At 69.3% G+C, this 17,432-nt stretch carries 17 protein-coding genes and 1 pseudogene; 6 read left to right on the top strand and 12 right to left on the bottom strand.

Annotated features, from left to right (window positions below):
• Positions 1–193: pseudogene (locus ABT300_RS22900) on the top strand (helix-turn-helix domain-containing protein); the annotation flags it as partial.
• Complete coding sequence (locus ABT300_RS22895; RefSeq protein WP_351678706.1) at positions 124–717, top strand: IS630 family transposase; 594 nt, start codon at positions 124–126, stop codon at positions 715–717. The pseudogene ABT300_RS22900 and the gene ABT300_RS22895, both read left to right, overlap by 70 nt.
• Before the next feature lie 412 nt (positions 718–1,129).
• On the opposite strand, the gene ABT300_RS22890 is transcribed toward ABT300_RS22895, so the two are convergent.
• The 12 genes from ABT300_RS22890 to ABT300_RS22835 form a co-directional block, all read right to left on the bottom strand.
• Positions 1,130–1,984, bottom strand: coding sequence for a 3-hydroxyacyl-CoA dehydrogenase family protein (locus ABT300_RS22890; RefSeq protein ID WP_351678702.1), 855 nt, complete (start codon positions 1,982–1,984; stop codon positions 1,130–1,132).
• Complete coding sequence (locus ABT300_RS22885; protein WP_351678700.1) at positions 1,981–3,180, bottom strand: thiolase family protein; 1,200 nt, start codon at positions 3,178–3,180, stop codon at positions 1,981–1,983. The genes ABT300_RS22890 and ABT300_RS22885 overlap by 4 nt, the downstream gene beginning before the upstream one ends.
• Positions 3,177–4,172, bottom strand: coding sequence for an NADPH:quinone oxidoreductase family protein (locus tag ABT300_RS22880; RefSeq protein ID WP_351678698.1), 996 nt, complete (start codon positions 4,170–4,172; stop codon positions 3,177–3,179). The genes ABT300_RS22885 and ABT300_RS22880 overlap by 4 nt, the downstream gene beginning before the upstream one ends.
• Before the next feature lie 245 nt (positions 4,173–4,417).
• Positions 4,418–6,088 (bottom strand): AMP-binding protein, encoded by a 1,671-nt coding sequence (locus tag ABT300_RS22875; protein WP_351678696.1) that lies wholly within the window; start codon positions 6,086–6,088, stop codon positions 4,418–4,420.
• Positions 6,085–7,134: an acyl-CoA dehydrogenase family protein gene (locus tag ABT300_RS22870; RefSeq protein WP_351678694.1), complete on the bottom strand. Its 1,050-nt coding sequence runs from the start codon at positions 7,132–7,134 to the stop codon at positions 6,085–6,087. Before ABT300_RS22870 ends, ABT300_RS22875 begins: the two co-directional genes overlap by 4 nt.
• Entirely contained in the window at positions 7,131–7,907 is a 777-nt protein-coding gene (locus ABT300_RS22865; RefSeq protein ID WP_351678691.1) for an enoyl-CoA hydratase-related protein, read from the bottom strand. The genes ABT300_RS22870 and ABT300_RS22865 overlap by 4 nt, the downstream gene beginning before the upstream one ends.
• A gap of 2 nt (positions 7,908–7,909) precedes the next feature.
• Positions 7,910–8,785: a 3-hydroxyacyl-CoA dehydrogenase family protein gene (locus ABT300_RS22860; RefSeq protein WP_351678688.1), complete on the bottom strand. Its 876-nt coding sequence runs from the start codon at positions 8,783–8,785 to the stop codon at positions 7,910–7,912.
• A 10-nt stretch (positions 8,786–8,795) separates the two neighbouring features.
• Complete coding sequence (locus ABT300_RS22855) at positions 8,796–9,677, bottom strand: 3-hydroxyacyl-CoA dehydrogenase family protein (RefSeq protein ID WP_351678686.1); 882 nt, start codon at positions 9,675–9,677, stop codon at positions 8,796–8,798.
• A 16-nt stretch (positions 9,678–9,693) separates the two neighbouring features.
• Positions 9,694–10,458, bottom strand: a complete 765-nt coding sequence (locus tag ABT300_RS22850) for an SDR family NAD(P)-dependent oxidoreductase (protein ID WP_351678684.1) — start codon at positions 10,456–10,458, stop codon at positions 9,694–9,696.
• Positions 10,455–11,678, bottom strand: a complete 1,224-nt coding sequence (locus ABT300_RS22845) for an acyl-CoA dehydrogenase family protein (RefSeq protein ID WP_351678682.1) — start codon at positions 11,676–11,678, stop codon at positions 10,455–10,457. The genes ABT300_RS22850 and ABT300_RS22845 overlap by 4 nt, the downstream gene beginning before the upstream one ends.
• On the bottom strand, positions 11,675–12,481 hold the full coding sequence (locus ABT300_RS22840) for an enoyl-CoA hydratase/isomerase family protein (protein WP_351678680.1): 807 nt from the start codon (positions 12,479–12,481) through the stop codon (positions 11,675–11,677). Before ABT300_RS22840 ends, ABT300_RS22845 begins: the two co-directional genes overlap by 4 nt.
• Positions 12,478–14,364: a CoA transferase gene (locus ABT300_RS22835; RefSeq protein ID WP_351678678.1), complete on the bottom strand. Its 1,887-nt coding sequence runs from the start codon at positions 14,362–14,364 to the stop codon at positions 12,478–12,480. The genes ABT300_RS22840 and ABT300_RS22835 overlap by 4 nt, the downstream gene beginning before the upstream one ends.
• Here ABT300_RS22835 and ABT300_RS22830 point away from each other — a divergent pair.
• The 4 genes from ABT300_RS22830 to ABT300_RS22815 all read left to right on the top strand — a co-directional run bounded on the left by ABT300_RS22830 (position 14,363) and on the right by ABT300_RS22815 (position 17,359).
• Complete coding sequence (locus ABT300_RS22830; RefSeq protein WP_351678677.1) at positions 14,363–14,497, top strand: hypothetical protein; 135 nt, start codon at positions 14,363–14,365, stop codon at positions 14,495–14,497. The two genes, ABT300_RS22835 and ABT300_RS22830, sit on opposite strands and share 2 nt — an antisense overlap.
• 202 nt (positions 14,498–14,699) lie before the next feature.
• Positions 14,700–15,218: a hypothetical protein gene (locus tag ABT300_RS22825; protein ID WP_351678675.1), complete on the top strand. Its 519-nt coding sequence runs from the start codon at positions 14,700–14,702 to the stop codon at positions 15,216–15,218.
• Between the two features lie 318 nt (positions 15,219–15,536).
• Positions 15,537–15,950, top strand: coding sequence for a MarR family winged helix-turn-helix transcriptional regulator (locus tag ABT300_RS22820; protein WP_351678673.1), 414 nt, complete (start codon positions 15,537–15,539; stop codon positions 15,948–15,950).
• Positions 15,947–17,359, top strand: a complete 1,413-nt coding sequence (locus ABT300_RS22815) for an MFS transporter (RefSeq protein ID WP_351678671.1) — start codon at positions 15,947–15,949, stop codon at positions 17,357–17,359. Before ABT300_RS22820 ends, ABT300_RS22815 begins: the two co-directional genes overlap by 4 nt.
• Positions 17,360–17,432: the final 73 nt, after the last annotated feature.

Genomic DNA, 17,432 nt, shown 5'->3' with positions numbered 1-17,432 from the left:
CGAGGGGATCGAGGTAGGCCGCTCACAGGTGCGCCGCATCCTGCTCGCCGAAGGCGTGCGCTGGCGCCGCACCCGGTCCTGGATGCGGTCGAAGGACCCGGACTTCGTCCCAAAAGGACAAGGATCATCGGCCTCTACACCCACCCGCCCGACGGTGCGACAGTCCTCTGCGCCGACGAGCTGGGGCCGGTGATCCCACGGACCTTTCCGCCCGCACCCGCCTGGTCACCCGACGGACGCCGGATCAAAGCCGAGCTCGACTACAGCCGCGGACCCGAGAAAACCTGGGTCTACGGGGCCTTACGCGTCCGGGACGGCCAGCAGATCACCATGACCGCGTCCTCCCGCAACAGCGTCTTCTACCAGCAGTTCCTGCAACAGGTCGAGGACGCCAACCCGACCGGGGAGATCTGGATCGTCACCGACAACCTGTCCAGCCACAACAGCCTGTCCACCCGGACCTGGCTCGAGGAACATCCCCGCATCCACCACGCTTTCATCCCCGTCGGCGCGTGCTGGCTCAACCTCCAGGAAGGCTGGTGGCGCATCTTCCGCAAGACCGCCCTCGCCGGTCGGTCATTCGCCAACCCCGACGACATCGCCCAGGCCACGACCCTCGCAACCGCCCAACTCAACTCCCGCGCACGTCCCTGGGTTTGGGGCCGAACCGCACCGCCAACCCGCTCTCTACGACGCCGCTATGTGTACCTCCTTTGAGGAATCCAGCACTAGTGGGCGGCCCCCGTACGCGGGTCGGCAGCCCGCGACGTTGGCCGCCGCGGGCCGTACATCCAGCGACTGTATGCAACTGATGCGCGCACCGCGTCCATCACCGGGGCCCTGATCGACCGCATGGCCAGGCACTCGACCAACTCCGGTTCAGGGTCGGCCTCAGCCAGGCTGGATCAGGGGGAGAGCGGAGCGACCGGTTTGGTTGCTCCGCCCCGGCCCATTGACACCGAAGACGCTGTCGGCCTCGCCACCGCTGGTGTCTCACCTGGATGGGACTCCCCGGAACCCCATTGATGACTCGTCACTCATGGTCTCTTGAAGCCTTGTCTGCCCGCCAAGGGCAATTCGGTGACGTCCGACTCTCACCGGACTGTGGTGCTCAGCACGCGGCGAAGGCTCACCAGGTGTAGAAGCCCTGCCCGGTCTTACGGCCGAGGTGCCCCGCGGCGACCTTGTCCCGCAGCACGGCAGGCGGCTCGAAGCGCTCGCCCAGTTCGCGTGCCAGGTACTCGGCGATCGCCAGCCGGACGTCGAGGCCGACGATGTCCGTGGTTTTGAGAGGACCCACTGGGTGCTTGTAGCCCAGGGTCATCGCTGTGTCGATGTCCTCGGCCGTGGCCACGCCCTCGTCCAACATCCGCATGGCCTCCAGGGCGATGGCCACGCCGAGCCGGCTGCTGGCGAAGCCCGGCGAGTCCGTCACGGTGATGGCCTTTTTGCCCAGCGCGCCCGCCCAGCCCCGCGCGGCGGCAACGATCTCCGGCTGTGTCTTCGCACCGACCACGATCTCGACCAGCTCACTGACCGGAACCGGATTGAAGAAGTGAAGGCCGACGAAGCGCTCGGGCGCCTTCAGGGCGGCTGCCAGGCCGTCGACGGACAAGCTGGATGTATTCGTGGCCAGCACCGCGGACGGCGACACACGCTCGACCTCGGCGAGCACCCTCTGCTTGAGGGATACGTCTTCCGGCACCGCTTCCACCACAAGCCCGCAGCCGGCGAGGTCGGTGGGATCGACGGTGACGGTGAGTCGGTCGAGCACCGCGGTGACCGATGCCGGGAGAGTACCCCGCTCGGCGGCCTTCTCGATGCCGGCCTCGACGCGACAACGGGCTGCGTCGGCGGTCTCTGGTGACGATTCGACCACCCGCACTGCGGTGCCGGCGACGAGAAACGCGTGAGCGATCCCGGCGCCCATACGGCCGCCGCCGTACACACCGACGGTTGTGGGTAGTTCGGCGCTGACGTTCATCGTGACTCCGATCCTGACGTGACGTTCTCAAGGACGACAGCGAGGGCCTGGCCGACGCCGATGCAGATGGCGGCGACACCCCAGCGATCTCCGCTCTCACGGAGGCGGTATGCCAGCGTGGCCAGGACCCGTGCACCCGAGGCGCCCAGCGGATGGCCGAGGGCGATCGCGCCTCCCTTGGTGTTGACGATGTCGGGGTCGACCTTCCATGCGTCGACGCATGCGAGTAACTGCACCGCGAAGGCCTCATTGAGTTCGACCGCCGCGACATCGGACCAGCCGATGCCGGCGCGGGCCAGCGCCTTCTTCGCTGCCTCCACCGGGGCGAAGCCGAAGTCCTGCGGCGACAGGGCGTGCACGCCGCGGCCCGCGACGCGTGCCAGCGGATCGGCCCCGATCCGCCCGGCCGCGGCCTCACTGCCCACCAGCAACGCCGAGGCGCCGTCGCTCAGCGGCGAAGCGTTGCCTGCGGTGATGGTCCCCGCCTTCCGGAACGACGGCTTGAGGCCGGCCAGACTCTGCGCCGTCGAACCCGGCCGGATGCCCTCGTCCTGAGACAGCTCGACCGCGGGTACGGAGACCACGAGGTCGTCGTAGAAGCCGGACTCCCATGCCTTGTGCGCCAGCTGGTGGGAGCGCGCCGCGAACTCGTCCTGCCGCTCCCGGCCGATCTGGAACCGGTCGGCGAGCTGCTCGTTGCATTCGCCCAACGACACCGTCCACTCCGCGGGCATGCGCTCGTTCACCAGGCGCCAGCCGAGCGTTGTCGACACCGCGGTCATGTCACCAGCCGGGTAGGCGCGCGACGGCTTCGGCAGCACCCACGGAGCTCGCGACATCGACTCCACGCCACCGGCCACCACTATCTCCGCGTCGCCGCACTCCACCGAGCGCGAGGCGATCATGGCCGCGTCGAGCGAGGAACCGCACAGCCGGTTCACTGTCGCCCCCGGCACGGACACCGGCAGGCCGGCGAGCAGGACCGCCATCCGAGCGACGTTGCGGTTGTCCTCACCGGCTCCATTGGCGTTGCCGAGCACCACCTCGCCGATCAGGGCAGGGTCGAGACCGGGCACCCGGGCCATGATTCCGTTGAGTGCGCCGGCCGCGAGGTCGTCAGGGCGAACGCCCGCGAGAGCGCCCCCGAACCGGCCGAACGGGGTGCGAGCGGCGGCGTACAGGAAGGCAGTGCTCATCGGTGTTCTCCTTCGAGACCAGTGGTGAGGACGGCCTTGCCCGTGACCTGGCCGTCCTTGAGGCGCTGGAGTGCGTCACCGGCCTTCTCCAGCGGGAACACCGCGTCGACGGCGACGTCCACGCGTCCCTGCACGACGAGGCGGGCCATCTCGGCCATGGCCGAACGCGTGACTTCCGGCCTGCGGTCGCGGTAGTCGGTGGTCTGCAGACCCAGCACGCTGATGTTCTTGACCAAAAGGTGTCCGGGCTTGATCGGGTTCTGGCCGCCCGACGCGAAGCCGACGATGACGATCCGGCCCTCCCAGGCCGTGGCCCGGATGATCTGGGTGAGGTAGTCCCCGCCGAGCACGTCGACGACGACATCGACGCCCCGGCCGCTCGTGGCCTCCAGCAGATCGTCGCGCAGAGTCTCCGGGTTCGAGGAGAGGACGACATCGGCGCCCAGCCGCTGAGCCAGCGCCCGCCTCCCGGCGTCGCGCGCCAGGGCGATGACCCGCGCACCGTGCACCTTGGCGAGCTGCACCGCGGCGGCACCGACTCCCCCGCCGGCACCGGTCACCAGCACCGTCTCGCCGGTCTGCACCCTGCCGCGCCACAGCAGCGCGGAATACGCCGTGAAGGAGGACAGGCCGAGCGCCGCGGCCTTCTCGTAGCTCAGGGCGTCCGGCAGTTCGGTGACCAACTCCTCGGGGGCGAGCAACTGCTCGGCGTAGCCGCCGTACTGCACCAGGGCGAGGACGCGCTGTCCGACGCGGATGCGTTCGACACCGGCACCGACGGCGACGACGCGCCCGGCGGCGTCCATGCCCGGGCTGAACGGGCGCGGCGGCAGATGCTGATAGCTGCCTTGGACGACCAGGATGTCGGGGAAATTGACGCCGGCGGCACCAACCGCGATGACGACCTCTCCCGGGCCCGGTTCGAGATCGGGGACCTCTTCGAGCACAAGGCTACGAGGGGGACCGAACTCCTGGACGAGCGCAGCTCGCATCGTGACTCCTTCGACTCCTGGGGCTAGGGGGTGTTTCAAGGTCCTGTGCGGTGCCCGCACTGTCCGGCGCGTGCTCTCGGCGACCGGCCGCAAGCCCTCGTACCGGGTGTACTCGGGCTTTCGGCCGGTGCGGCAAGAGGGCGCGCCGGGCGCAGTGGACGCCGTGCGGGACTTTCGAAACGTCTCCGGGGCCCACGACGGTGCGGTACCGGCGACGGCGGGCACGCGGCAGGGCGAGGCCTCGCTCATCCCAGGAGACTCCGCAGCTTGAACTTCTGGATCTTGCCGCTCGGCGTCATCGGCAGCTCTGGAAGGACGACCACGCGCTCCGGCAGATAGTGCTTCGACAGGCCCTTGTCGAGCAGGTAGTCCGCCAGCGTCCGCACAGTGAGTTCCGGGCGCCCCTTCTTCATGACCAGCACCGCGCAGATCCGTTCGCCGAGCCGCTCGTCCGGGATGCCGACGACTGCGGCGTTCACGACGTCCGGGTGATCGAAGATCACGGACTCCACATCGGTGACCGGGATGTTCTCACCGCCGCGGATGATGATGTCCTTGGTGCGCCCGCGCAGCGAGACCCATCCGTGCTCGTCGACGCTGGCCCGGTCCCCGCTGCGGAACCAGAACCCGGGGAGGAAGGCGTCCTGGGTCGCGTCGGGCCGGTCGTAGTAGCCGTAGACCAGGCCCGGGCCGCGTATCAGCAACTCGCCGATCTCGTCGTGCGGAACGTCGTTGCCGTCCGCCCCCACCACCCGGACCTCGGAGCCGGCGAAGACCGAGCCGTCCGTGCGCTGGATGTCCGCGGGTTCCTTGGGTGTGCAGGAGATGGGGATGCTGCATTCGGTCATGCCCCAGGCCGGACATATGTAGGCCCCGAGCGCCGCCTGCGCCTGCGCGGGCAGGTTGCGCGGCACGGGCGCTCCGGCGATGACCAGGCAGGTCAGCGGGCTGTCGGGATCGCCCGCGAGTTCGGTTCGCATCATGTCCTGGAGGAAGGTCGGCGCACCGAAGAAGGTGGTGACGCCCTCTTCCCGGATCACCTCGACACCCCAGGCGGGGTCCCAGCGGTCGACGTGGACGCCGGTGCCCGCCAGCAGCACGGTGAACAGGATTCCCCACGCGTAGCCAGTGTGGTGCCCCAGCGGCGAGGCGACCAGCTGGACCATCGGTTCGCCCCACACCTCCTGGCCCACGTGCGCGGCCTGACCTCGGATCGAGTACAGGAGGGTCTCGTGGTTGTGCATGGCCCCCTTCGGTTCACCCGTGGTGCCCGAGGTGAAGCCGAGATAGCAGACACGGCCGGGGTCGGGATCGGGGAACGTCCGGGTCGGTACCTGGGCGTGGCCGGACCACGTGGACTCGCCTGCTACGAGCTCCGAGTCGTCCTCGTCCATCACGATCACGTGCTGGAGCGTGGGTATCTCCGCCCGCAGACGGCGCGACAGCTCAAGGTGCTCAGTGCTCCGCCAGCGGCGCGGGATGACGAGCACCTTGGCCTTGCTGCGCCGCAGGATCGCGGCCGCCTGCCGGTCGCCGTAGGCGACGGGAATTCCCGCGTAGATCGCGCCGATCTCGTTGATGCCGAAGACCAGCTCCGGGTACTCGACCCAGTTGGGCAGCATGACGACGACCGCGTCACCGACGCCCACCCCGAGGGAGGCGAAGACACTCGCGGCGTGGTGCGCGTTGCGGTCGAACTCCGCGTAGCTGCGGGTGACCCTGCTGCCGTCGCTGCGTCGGCCGACCAGTGCCGTACGGTCGGGATGTGTCCCGGCCGCCTCGGTGAGGAGCGACCGGAGCGAGCGGCCCTCCCACCAGCCCTCCGCTCGCCAGCGGTCGATGGTGGCGTCGTCGAGGGGGCTGAACTGGCCTTCCAGCAGGTCTGCGAGGAGCGCGCCGGTGCGGGTGGTGCTCATGAGGCATCCTTCTCCAGGGCGATGACCGGCTCCAGGCCCACGAGGGTGCGAGCGGTGGTCACCGCCGCGCCGGTCACGTCGACGGCGGCGCGGAGCGACACCGCATCACGCAGGTACCGCTCCGCCGGGTACTCGGTCAGGTAGCCGTAGCCCCCGTGGCATTGCAAGGCCGAGGCGGCGACCTCGATCGCCGCCCCGCACGCCTCGTCCATCGCCGCCAGTGTCGTCACCGGCTCCCGGGCCGAGCCGAAGGCCCCCGTGAGCGCGTTCGCCATACGGCCGGCCTGTCTCAGCAGTGCCTGGCGCACGGTCGGGATGTCGGTCAGCGGGCCGCCGAACTGCTGTCGGTCCGCGGCGTACGTGTGCGCGGCGTCGTGGGCGGCGCCCATGATGCCCGCGGCCACGGCGGCAGCTCCGAGACGCAGCCGGGCACGGACCGCGTCGGCGTCCACGCCGGTCAGCGTCGCCACAGCGTCCGTATCGACCTGCGCGGAGCGGGTGAGGGCGCCGCCGAGTCCGGTGCGGCTCAGCGGCGTGTACGTGAGTACGGAGGACTCGACGAGGAGGGCCGTGCCGTCGTCGGCGAGGACCACGAGGTACGGCTGCTGGGAGGCCGCGTCGACGCGGTCGACGGAGCCTGCGAGCACATCGCCGGACCAAGCCAGGCGGACATGCGCGGAGGCCGCGTCGGCCACCGCCACCGCCGCGGTGCCGGCGTGCAGTTCGGCGACCAGGGTGGCGAACCTGTCGTCGTCACCGAGGATGTCGACGGCCGCGTGGGCCTGGACGGCGGCCCAGCCGAGCGCCGGCCAGTGGCGGCCGAGCCGTTCGAGGGCGACCGCCGTGGTGCGCGCGTCCGCCCCGCCTCCTCCGTGTGCCTCCGCGGTGCCGACGGTCCACACACCGAGCCGGGCGAGCTCGGTGACCAGGCCGGCGACGAGGGCGGGGTCGTCGGACAGGACCAGGTCACGGTCCTGTGCGAAGTCGTCGAGCATGCCGGCCAGGTCGCGCTGGTCCTCGTCGAGGTCGGGGCCGAGCGGGCTCACGACCAGAAGCTCTCGGTCTTGGGCTCGCGTCGCTCGTTGAAGGCCTCGTTGACCTCGTGGGCCTCGCGGGTCTGCAGATAGAGCGTGAGCTGCTGGTCGTGCGCCATCCGGGCCTGACCGGCGACGCCGTTGTGGCGGGCGGAGAAGGCACCCTTCATCCCGGCGACGGCCATCGGGCTGCGGGTGGCGATCTCTCGGGCCACCTGGAGCGCACGGCCCATCAGCTCGCTGGCGGGCACCACTTCGTTGGCGAGTCCCATGTCGAGTGCCTGCGCGGCGGTGTACTTCCGGTTGAGATACCACATCTCCTTGGCCCGCTTGCGGCCGATGGTGTCCTCCAGGTACCAGGAGCCGTAGCCGGCGTCGAAGCTGCCGACCAGCGGACCGACCTGACGGAAGACGGCGTTCTCCGACGCGATGGTGAGGTCGCAGACGGTGGCCAGCACGTTGCCGCCGCCGACCGCGAACCCGTTGACCGCCGCGATGACCGGCTTCGGAATGGTGTCGATGGCCTGGTAGACGTCGACGATCGGCAGTACCTGCGACTGGTCCAGGGAGGTGACCGGGTCGTGCTCGCCGCCGATACAGAAGAACTTCTCGCCCGCGCCCGTGAGCACCGCGGCGCGCAGTCGCGGGTCGAGGCGGAACTTCTGCAGCGCGTCGAAGAGCTCCAGGCAGGTCTGGTGGCGGAACTTGTTGCCCGCTTCCGGCCTGTTGACGGTGATGGTGAGGACCGCGCCCTCAGCGCTGACCAGGATGTCGTCGTAGCTCATCGTCAGCCCCTCTCGGTGGTGTTCGTGGTGGTGCGGAATCCGCTGTCGGTCTTCTCACCGAGCTGTCCCGCGGCGACCATCGCCCGCAGCAGCGGCGGCGGAGCGTAGCGGGTGTCGCCAGTGGCGTCGTGCACTGCCCGGGTGGCGTGGAGGTGGACGTCGAGGCCGACGTGGTCGAGCATTTCGAACGGGCCGGTCTTGTAACCGAGACCGAGGCGCAACGCGACGTCGATGTCCTCGACCGTGGCCAGGCCGTCGTCGTACTCCTGGATCACGTCGTTGAGGTACGGCAGCAGCAGCGCGTTGACCAGGAAGCCGGGCCGGTCCTTGACCACGACGGCGACCTTGTCCGCGAGGCTGTCCACGAGTGCGACGAGCCGGTCGACCAGGCCGGCGTCGGTCTGCACGGCCTTGACCACCTCGATGGTGCGCGAACCCGGCGCGGGGCCGAGGAAGTGCAGGCCGGCGACCCGGCCTGAATTCGGGAGCGACGCGGCCAGGTCGGTCACCGACAGGGACGCGGTGTTGCTGAGGATCGGGGCCCGCTCGCCGACGACGCCCGCGACCGCGGCCAGCAGGTCCTTCTTGACCTCCGCGTTTTCGGTGACGGACTCGATGACGGCGTCGACGCCGACGAGGCCGGCGACGTCGGTCGTGGGGGTGATCCGGCTCAGGACCGTCGACTTGTCGTCCTCGGTCACCTCGCCGCGGGCGATGCCTCCGTCCAGGGACTTCGCGACGACGGCCAGGCCGGCGTCGATGCGCTCCTGGTCGGTCTCCAGGACCACCACGTCGCGTCCGGAGGCGGCGAACAGCCACGCGATTCCGGCACCCGACGCGCCGAGGCCGAGGAGGCCGATCTTGGAAAACTCGGTCATGGGTCTCTCCTCAGGAACCGAACAGGCGGGTGTCGTCGTACTCGTAGAAACCACGGCCGGTCTTGCGTCCGAGATCGCCTGCCGCGACCATGCGCTCGACCATCGGCGGCGGGTAGAAGCGCGGGTCGCGCAGCTGCTCGTAGAGGCGCATCGCGACCTGCTGATGGATGTCCATGCCGACGATGTCCAGGAGCCGGAACGGCCCCATCGGGTGGCCGAGCGACCCCAGCACCGCGGCGTCGATGGCCTCCTTGGTCGCGACGCCGGCTTCGAGGGCGCGGATGCAGGAGTTCTCCCACGGGATCAGGAACCGGTTGACGATGAAGCCCGGCCGGTCCTTGGTGACCACGCTCGTCTTGCCGAGCGAGCCGAGGAACTCGATGGTCGCCTTGTGTGCCCAGTCGGCGGTGTGCCGGCCGTCGGCGACCTCGACGAGCTTCATCAGCGGCGCAGGGTTGCAGTAGTGCGTGCCGACCACCCGCTCGGGAAGCCGTGATCCGGAGGCGATGCCGGTCACCGAGAGCGTGGACGTGTTGGTGTGGAACAGCGTGGACTGCGAGACCACCTCGTCGAGCCGGTGGAACAGGTCCTTCTTCAGCGCCAGGTCCTCGAAGACCGCCTCGACGACCACATCACAGGGGGCGAGTTCAGCGACGTCGGTGGTTCCGGTCAGGGCGTCCTTGGCCCCTTGACCGGCTGTGGCGTCAAGCTTGCCCAGCTTCACGCTCTTGTCGAAGAAGCCGTGCACGGTGCCGATGCCACGTTGCAGGTTGGCCTCGCTGAGGTCGTACAGGATGGTCCGGTGCCCAGCACGCGCCATCACCGTGGCGATTCCCGCGCCCATGGTGCCCGCGCCGAGGACGCCGACGGTCTTCGTCTGGTTGCTCAACATGGAGACTCCTGCTGGTTCAGCGGACGGACTGTCCGCCGTCGATCACGATCACTTCACCGGTCATGAAGTCCGAGGCGCTGCCGGCGAGCAGCAGCAGCCAAGGCTTGAGCTCGTGGGGTTGACCCATCCGTTTGGCAGGGATCGCCCTGACGACCTGGGCCAGCGTCTCGGGGTCCTCCCTCATGTCGGCGTTGAGCGCCGTGGCGAAGTAGCCCGGTGCGATCGCGTTCACCTGGACGCCGTGGCGGGCCCACTCGACGGCCATCGACCGGGTGAACCCGATGACGCCGGCCTTGGAGGCCGAGTACGCCGCGTGGTTGGCCACTCCCTGGAGCGCGAAGTTGGAGGCGATGTTGACGACCTTGCCCGACCCTTGCGCCACGAAGTGCCGGCCGGCCTCCCGAGTGGCCAGGTACGTGCCCCTCAGGTTCGTGGCGACCACTCGGTCCCACTCCTCGGCCGGCTGGTCCAGCAGCGGGGTGGTGGCGACGATGCCGCCGTTGTTGACCAGCACGTCAACCCGGCCGAAGGTCTCCACGGTCGCCGCGACCATCCGCTGCACGGACGCCTCGTCGGTGAGATCGGTCGGACAGGCCAGTGCCTCGCCGCCGGCCGTCTTGACCTCGTCGACGAACGCGTCGAGCTCGGAGCGGGTGCGGGCCGCCACGGTGACCGCGGCGCCGGCTTCGACCAGCGCCTCGGCCATCGACCGTCCCAGGCCACGGCCGGCCCCCGTGACGATGGCCGCCTTGCCGGCGAGTGGCCGCTCGATCGCGTTCATGCCAGTCCCTCCAGTGCCCGTGCGCTCTCGCGGCCGATGAGCAGCCGCTGGATCTCGTTGGTGCCGTCGTAGATCTGCGTGACCTTGGCATCGCGCAGGCAGCGCTCGACACCGAGCACCGCGAGGTCACCGTAGGGGCCGAGGATGCGTGCCGCTTCCACGGATGCGGTGAACCCGAGATCGGTGCACACCTGCTTCATGATCCCGATCTGGCCGGAGGTCACGGTGTCGTCCGCGTCGACCTGCCGGGCCACGGCATGCAGCAGCAGCCGACCCTGAAGGATCCGGCCACGCAGATCGGCGAGAGCGAATGTCTGTTCGTCGGACAGTCGGGTCCCGTGCAGCCGCCTGAGGGCCGCGAGCGTTCGGCCGTACGCGGCGCGTGCCAGGCCCACTCCCTGCGCGGCGGCGCTGATGCGGGACTTGACCACGGAACTCATCACGACGGCCCAACCCTCGCCGGGACGGCCGAGGACATGGTCCTCGGGGATGCGGACGCCGTCGAAGAACAACTCGGCGGTGCTGGAGCCGTGCATGCCCATCTTGTCGAAGGGCCGGCCTCGGCCCACGCCCTCCCATCCACCGTCGACGACGAAGGCGGTGATACCGCGCCTGCCCAGGCTCCTGTCGACGGTGGCGAAGCAGATGATCACGCCCGCCCTGTCGCCGGTCGTGATGAAGGTCTTCGACCCGTTGAGGTCGTATCCCCCCGCCACCGGCCGGGCGGTGGTCTGCAGGCCGGACACGTCGCTGCCGGCGTTCGGCTCGGTGATGCCGAGCGCTCCGTACACCGAGCCGTCGAGCAGGCCCGGAACGTAGCGCCGTGCCAGGTCGTCGGTGCCCGCGATCAGGATCGGGTACGCGGCGTGCATCTGAGTCATGAAGACCAGCGAGGTCGCGGCGCAGCCCGCCGCCACCTCCTCCATCGCCACCGCGTAGGCGACGTTCGTGTCCGCGGTGCCACCAAGGTGCCGGGGGAAGACCAGGCCCATGAGCCCGGCCCGCGCCAGTGCCTGCACGCCCTCGTGAGCGAAGGCATGCGTCCTGTCCAGTGCGGCGGCGCCCGGCGCCACCTCCCGCGCCACTACTTCCCTGGTGAGGGCGCGGACCTCGCGTTCGCGCCGGGTCAGCGCGGCGTCGGCGGTCGGCTCGTCGAGCATGTCGTTCAGCTCGATGTAAGCCTTGGGGTCGAGGTCCAGGGCGAGAGGTTCGACGCTCATATCTTCCCCTGCGATCCGGAGTTCCCGAAGCGCGCCGGGCGACGCTCCAGGAAGGCGGCGATGCCCTCGTCCGACTCTGCTCCCGCGACGGCCAGCGCCGCGAGTCCGGTCTCCACCCGGAGGCCGGAGTCGAGCGCCGAATCACGGCTCGTCTCCAGTGCGGTCAGGATGGACCGGACCGCCATCGGACCCTGTGCGGTGATCTTCCCAGCGATCGCAAGGGCGGTCGGCAGAAGTTCCGCAGGCGCGACCGGCGGCACCGGGGCGAGACCGAGCTGGTAGGCCCGCTTGGCGTCGAGCCGGGCCCCCGTGAGCATGAGGTGCGCCGCCGCCTGCTGCCCGACCACCCGCGGCAGGCGCTGTGTACCGCCATAGCCCGGAATCAGGCCGAGACCGGACTCGGGAAGGCCCAGCGACGCGCCCGTCGAGAGCACCGGGAAGGTCGAGGCGAGGATCAGCTCGAAGCCACCGCCCAGCGCGACGCCGTTGACCGCCGCGACGACTGGGACCGCCGCCCGCTCGATGGTCCGCATGACGGCTTGGCCGATGCGCATGGTCTCGTGCGCCAGGTCCGGTCCCATCCCGGCGAGTTCCTTGAGGTCGGCTCCGGCACTGAACGCCTTCTCCCCCGAGCCGGTGACCACGACTGCGCGACACGACGGATCCGCCTCTGCGGCCAGGACGGCATCGCGCAGACCAGCCAGGACATCAGCGTTGAGGGCGTTGTAGGCATCGGGGCGGTTGATGGTCAGCGTGGTCACGGAGTCCACGCGCTCGACCAGAAGTGCCTCAGATGTGGTCACGACGCCACCGCCCCGGGGCCCAGCTCGATCACGCCGGCGGCCACGAGCTCGTCGATGTCTGCGTCGGAGTAGCCGATCCCGCCGAGAACGGAGCGCGTGTCGGCACCCAGTTCGGGGAAACGCTCGTTGCGGGGTTCTCCGACGGACTCGAGCCGGAACGGGCTGTGGATGGTGATCAGCTGCTCCTCGGATCCCGGCACCGGGAGCAACGAGCCACGTGCAATGACCTGCGGGTCTTTGACGACCTCGGAGACCGCCTGCACCAGGGCCACCGGCACGTCCGCGTCGCCCAGGATCTGCAGCCATTCGGCGGCAGGGCAGGTCGCCAGGCGTGCGGCGATGGCTGCCGTGATCTCGGCGCGGCGACCGCGCCGTCCGGCGTTGTCGGCGAGAGCCGGGTCCTCGGCAAACTCAGGCAGGCCGACGGCCGCGACGAACCGCTGCCACATCGCGTCGTTGCCGATCGCGACCACCATGGTGCGGTCGGCCGTCTCGAACGGCTGGTAGACAGCAAGTACGGAGTCGGTGCCGCCGCTGGGTGCCGGATCCGCTTCACCCGCGTGGTAGGAGGCGATCCGCGGCGCCATCAGAGCCAGGTCGCTGTCCAGCAATGACACGTCGATCACCTCGCCTTCACCCGTGCGGAACTGACGCACGAGTGCCGCGTTCACCGCGAGCGCGGCACACATGCCGGTCACAACGTCGGACAGTGCGGTGGAGACTCGCTGAGGGCTGCGCCCCTTCTCGCCGGTAACCGACATCAGACCCGACCTGGCCTGGGCGACGAGGTCGTAGCCCGGGAGGTCGCTGTCCGGCCCGTCGAGGCCGAATCCGGACATCGCGCAGTAGACGAGCCGGGGATTCCGCGCCTGCAACGTCTCACTGTCGATGCCCATCCTGCGGAGTTTGGCCGGGTTGAAGTTCTGCAGGAAGACATGCGCCGTGTCGAGCAGCCGGAGCAGGGTCTCACGCCCCTCGGGCGCCCGCAGGTTGAGGGCCAGCGACTGCTTGTTGCGGTTCGCCGACGCGAACCACGCCGATACGCCGTCCGCAAACGGCGGGCCCCAGCCGCGCGTGTCGTCTCCTCGGCCGGTGCGTTCGACCTTGATCACCGTGGCACCGAGATCCGCAAGGTACATTGCCGCAGTGGGTCCAGCGTACGACGTGGTCATGTCGACCACCCGAACACCTGTCAACGGACCGGGCCTGGTCGCCATCGCTTCCACCTCTTTCTCTGTCTTCGGGTCGATCTGGAGTGCTGCGATTGCTTGGAAGCCGTGCAGCCCGGTACCGGACACCCACGGGGGCTCACGAGGGCCCAGTCGGCAGCCTCGACTGCGGGTCGCTCTTGGCGGCGTCGGGCGATCCGGTCCGCTCGGACCACCCGATGTCGTCAAGGGCGCGTCTCCCGCGCCGCAACGGCGGCTGCGGCGCTGAGCGCGGTATCGGCCAAGGGCGTAGAGCGCCAGCAGCCACGTGGCGTCGTACCGGTCCCATAGAGCCGCTGCGACGAAGGACACCGGGACGCTGAACAGCAGGCCGCCCAGCGTGTGGGTGATCCCGGACCCGCTGTAGCGCAGCTGGGTCGGGAACAGTTCAGGCAGGAAGCTCGCCTGGAGCGCATCGGTCAGCCAGTAGCAGACAGGGAGCGCGAGCGCGAGGACGATTGCGGCTGGCTGGTGCGTGTCGAGCAGCCAGAAGAACGGGTACGCCACGAGCACGGTCGCGACGCAGCCGGCGAGCAGAACCAGTCGGCGTCGCAGGCAGTCGTCGCAGAGCAATGCTGCGAGTGGGACGGTGCCGATCTGCGTGACCGGCGCAAGGGACACTGCAGCGAGGAAAGTATCGCGGCTCACGCCGTCGTCGGCGCGGTAGCTCAGCATGAAGAACGGCGGCCGTACCGAAAGGGATGTTCGCGACGGCCACGGCGAGGGCACCGCGCAGGACGCCGCGACCCGCGAGGCGGAAACCCGCCGCGGCCGGGAAGCGCTCCTGCTGGCGATTCTCCTTGACTGACCGGGAGACCGGCGAGTCCTCCATGCTCAACCGAATGCAGAGCCCGAACGCGACGAGGAACGAACTCAGCAGGAGGGGGACGCACCACCCTCAGACCTCGGACTGGGAAGCGGGCAGCTGTTGCACGGCGCAGGAGATCCCGGTGGCCAGCACGAGTCCCATGGGGACACCCACGTGCGGCCGACTGCCGTAGGAGGCCCGCATGCCACGTGGCGCGTACTCGATGGCCGTCAACACGGCGCCGTTCCGCTCGCCGCCGAGGGCCAGCTCTGCACAGGAGGTGGCAGAGGGCCAGAAGGATCGGGGCGAGGATCCCGACCTGGTCGTAGGTCGGGAGCAGGCCGGCCGCGACGGTGCCGCTGCCCATCGTGAGCAGGCTGATCACCAGAGTCTGCTTGTGGCCGAGGCGGTCACCGAAGTGACCGAACACGACGGCGCCCAACAGGCGGACCACGAAGGCAACGCCGAAGGTCGCGAGCGCCGCAAGCGTATCGGCGATCGGACCGAGCGCAGAGAGGAAGAGCGTCCCGAACACCAGCACCGAGGCTGTGCCGAAGATGAAGAAGTCGAAGAACTTGAGGGTTGTACCAACGAGGCTGGCGCCGGCGACACGGCCGATCGACACCTTGGGCATGTCGGTCACAGCCATGGGGAGCCCTTCTCGCGACGAGATCATCTGCCCGGCGTCACGGCTTCACGGACGTCGGCGGATCAGAGGTAAGCGCGACCAGGCTACCAATGATTTTCCCGACTGAACAAGGTCCGACATTTATCAGAGATTCATTTCTCGACCCATCCACGCACGGCAAGGACGGGCCTCGCGGTGGCGCGCGTCCGTGGCCGACCGCCGAACCGGAGGCCGCGACACCACGGAACGAACGCCCTCCTCGACGGCACAGGAGCACGGCACCTTCGGGCAGGCGGCAACCCCGAGCAGGAAGCGGAGGCCAACCACGACGGCCGCCGCACTCCCTATTCGACAGCCCAGGCTCATCAGTTTAGGCTGGCCAATATGCCAGAGATTCCTACTGCCGCCCAGGTGGCGAGCGAGCTGCGCGGACTGGTCGGACAGCTCGCCCGCCGGTTGCGTCAGGTCGACAACGCCGATGTCCTCACGCCGTCACAGTCGTCGGTCCTCGGCCGCCTCCGTCGCGAAGGGCCGGCCACGCAGGCCGAACTGGCCGCAGCCGAGCATGTGCGCCCACAGTCGATGGCCGCCATCCTGGCCGCCCTCGACGAGCTCGGACATCTGGAGCGCACGCGGGATCCGAACGACGGGCGGCGAGTCGTGGTGTCGCTGTCCGACCTCGGCGAGAAGACGGTGTCGGGCCTGAACCAGCATCGCGAGGAATGGCTGGCCCTGGCCCTGAGCGACTTCACGCCCGCCGAGCTCGACCTCGTCAACCGCGCACTGCCACTGATCCGGCGGCTGACAAACCCCGACAAGAAGTGAGCACGCCGCTCCGGCGTGCACCGATCCAGGGCTCCGCGCGCTCACGCGCCCGAGAGATCACACCACTGCTGATCAGCGTGGTGCTCAACCCGCTCAACTCGACCCTGATCACGGTCGCACTCGTCCCGATAGGCCACGCGTTCGACGTCGGACCGACTCAGACCGCATGGCTCATCACCTCTCTCTACCTGGCCAGCGCCGTTGCTCAGCCGATCCTCGGCCAGTTCGTCGACCGCTTCGGTGCGCGTCGCATCCTGCTCGCCGGGTCGGTACTGGTGGCCATCGCCGGACTCGGCGGCCTGCTCGCCCCCACACTTGGGTGGCTCGTCGCGGTCCGCGTGCTCCTGGGTATCGCCACCTGCGCCGGCTTCCCCGCGACCATGGCGGTCCTGCGCCGGCACGCGGAACAGACCGGTACGGGACCCCCCAGCCGGACCCTCTCACTCGTCGCGGTGACCATCCAAACGATCATGGTTCTCGGTCCCGCACTGGGCGGGGCAATGATCTCGATGTTCGGGTGGCAGTCGATCTTTGCGGTGAACATCCCCCTGGGTCTGGCCGGCATCGCGCTCACCCTGGCCTGGGTTCCGCCCGACGACATGGCCCTGCTGAAGCGCGGCCGGATCGACACAGCCGGCATCCTCCTCTTCTCCGCCGGGCTGCTGAGCACGCTCTTCTTCCTGATGAAGCCCTCCATCGACGCCCTCCCGCTGCTGGCCGCAGCCGGGGCACTCGGTGCCGCCCTGGTCTGGCGCGAACTACGCACCGACACGCCCTTCATAGACCTCCGCATGCTCCGTGCGAGCACCCCGCTGCTGCGCACCTACCTGCGTCAGGCCCTGGGACTCCTGATCGTCTACTCGGTCCTGTTCGGCTACGTACAGTGGCTGCAGACAGGGCGGAGGCTGAACGAGTCGGCCGCGGGTCTGCTGCTGCTCCCGATGTCCGTAGTGGCGATGCTCGCCGCCGCCGCGTCCGGACGCCCGAACGGCGTGCGCGGCCGGCTGGTGCTCAGCTCCCTGGCCCTCCTGGCCGGATCGATCGCGCTGCTGCTCGTGAACGCGACAACGTCTGTGGGTCTCCTCCTTGTGGTCGCCGGGGCGTTCGGCCTCGGCCAGGGGTTGATGGGCGTGTCGAACCAGACCATGCTGTACCGCCAGACGCCCGCCGGGGCCATCGGCGCAACCAGCGGACTCTTCCGCTCTGCGCAGTACCTGGGTGGCGTCGCGGCTTCGACGCTGATCGCTCTCTGCTACGGCAGCGAGGCGTCCTCGGCGGGACTGCATCACCTCGGCTGGTCACTGACCGCCATCGCAGCGGTGCTGCTCCTGGTCACGGCACTTGACCCCCGGCTGCGGCCCGACGCGACCGCCCGCAAGGGGCCACAATCACATAATGTCAGACCTTAGCAATAGCGGAAACACGCAACCCTGCAATACAGTTTATGTCTGACAGTATTCGAACTGCACGGCACGGATAGGA

Origin of the sequence: Streptomyces sp. NPDC001027 (genome assembly GCF_040299045.1) — a bacterium.
Classification (GTDB): Bacteria; Actinomycetota; Actinomycetes; order Streptomycetales; family Streptomycetaceae; genus Streptomyces.
This window is presented reverse-complemented; position numbering and strand designations above follow the sequence as displayed.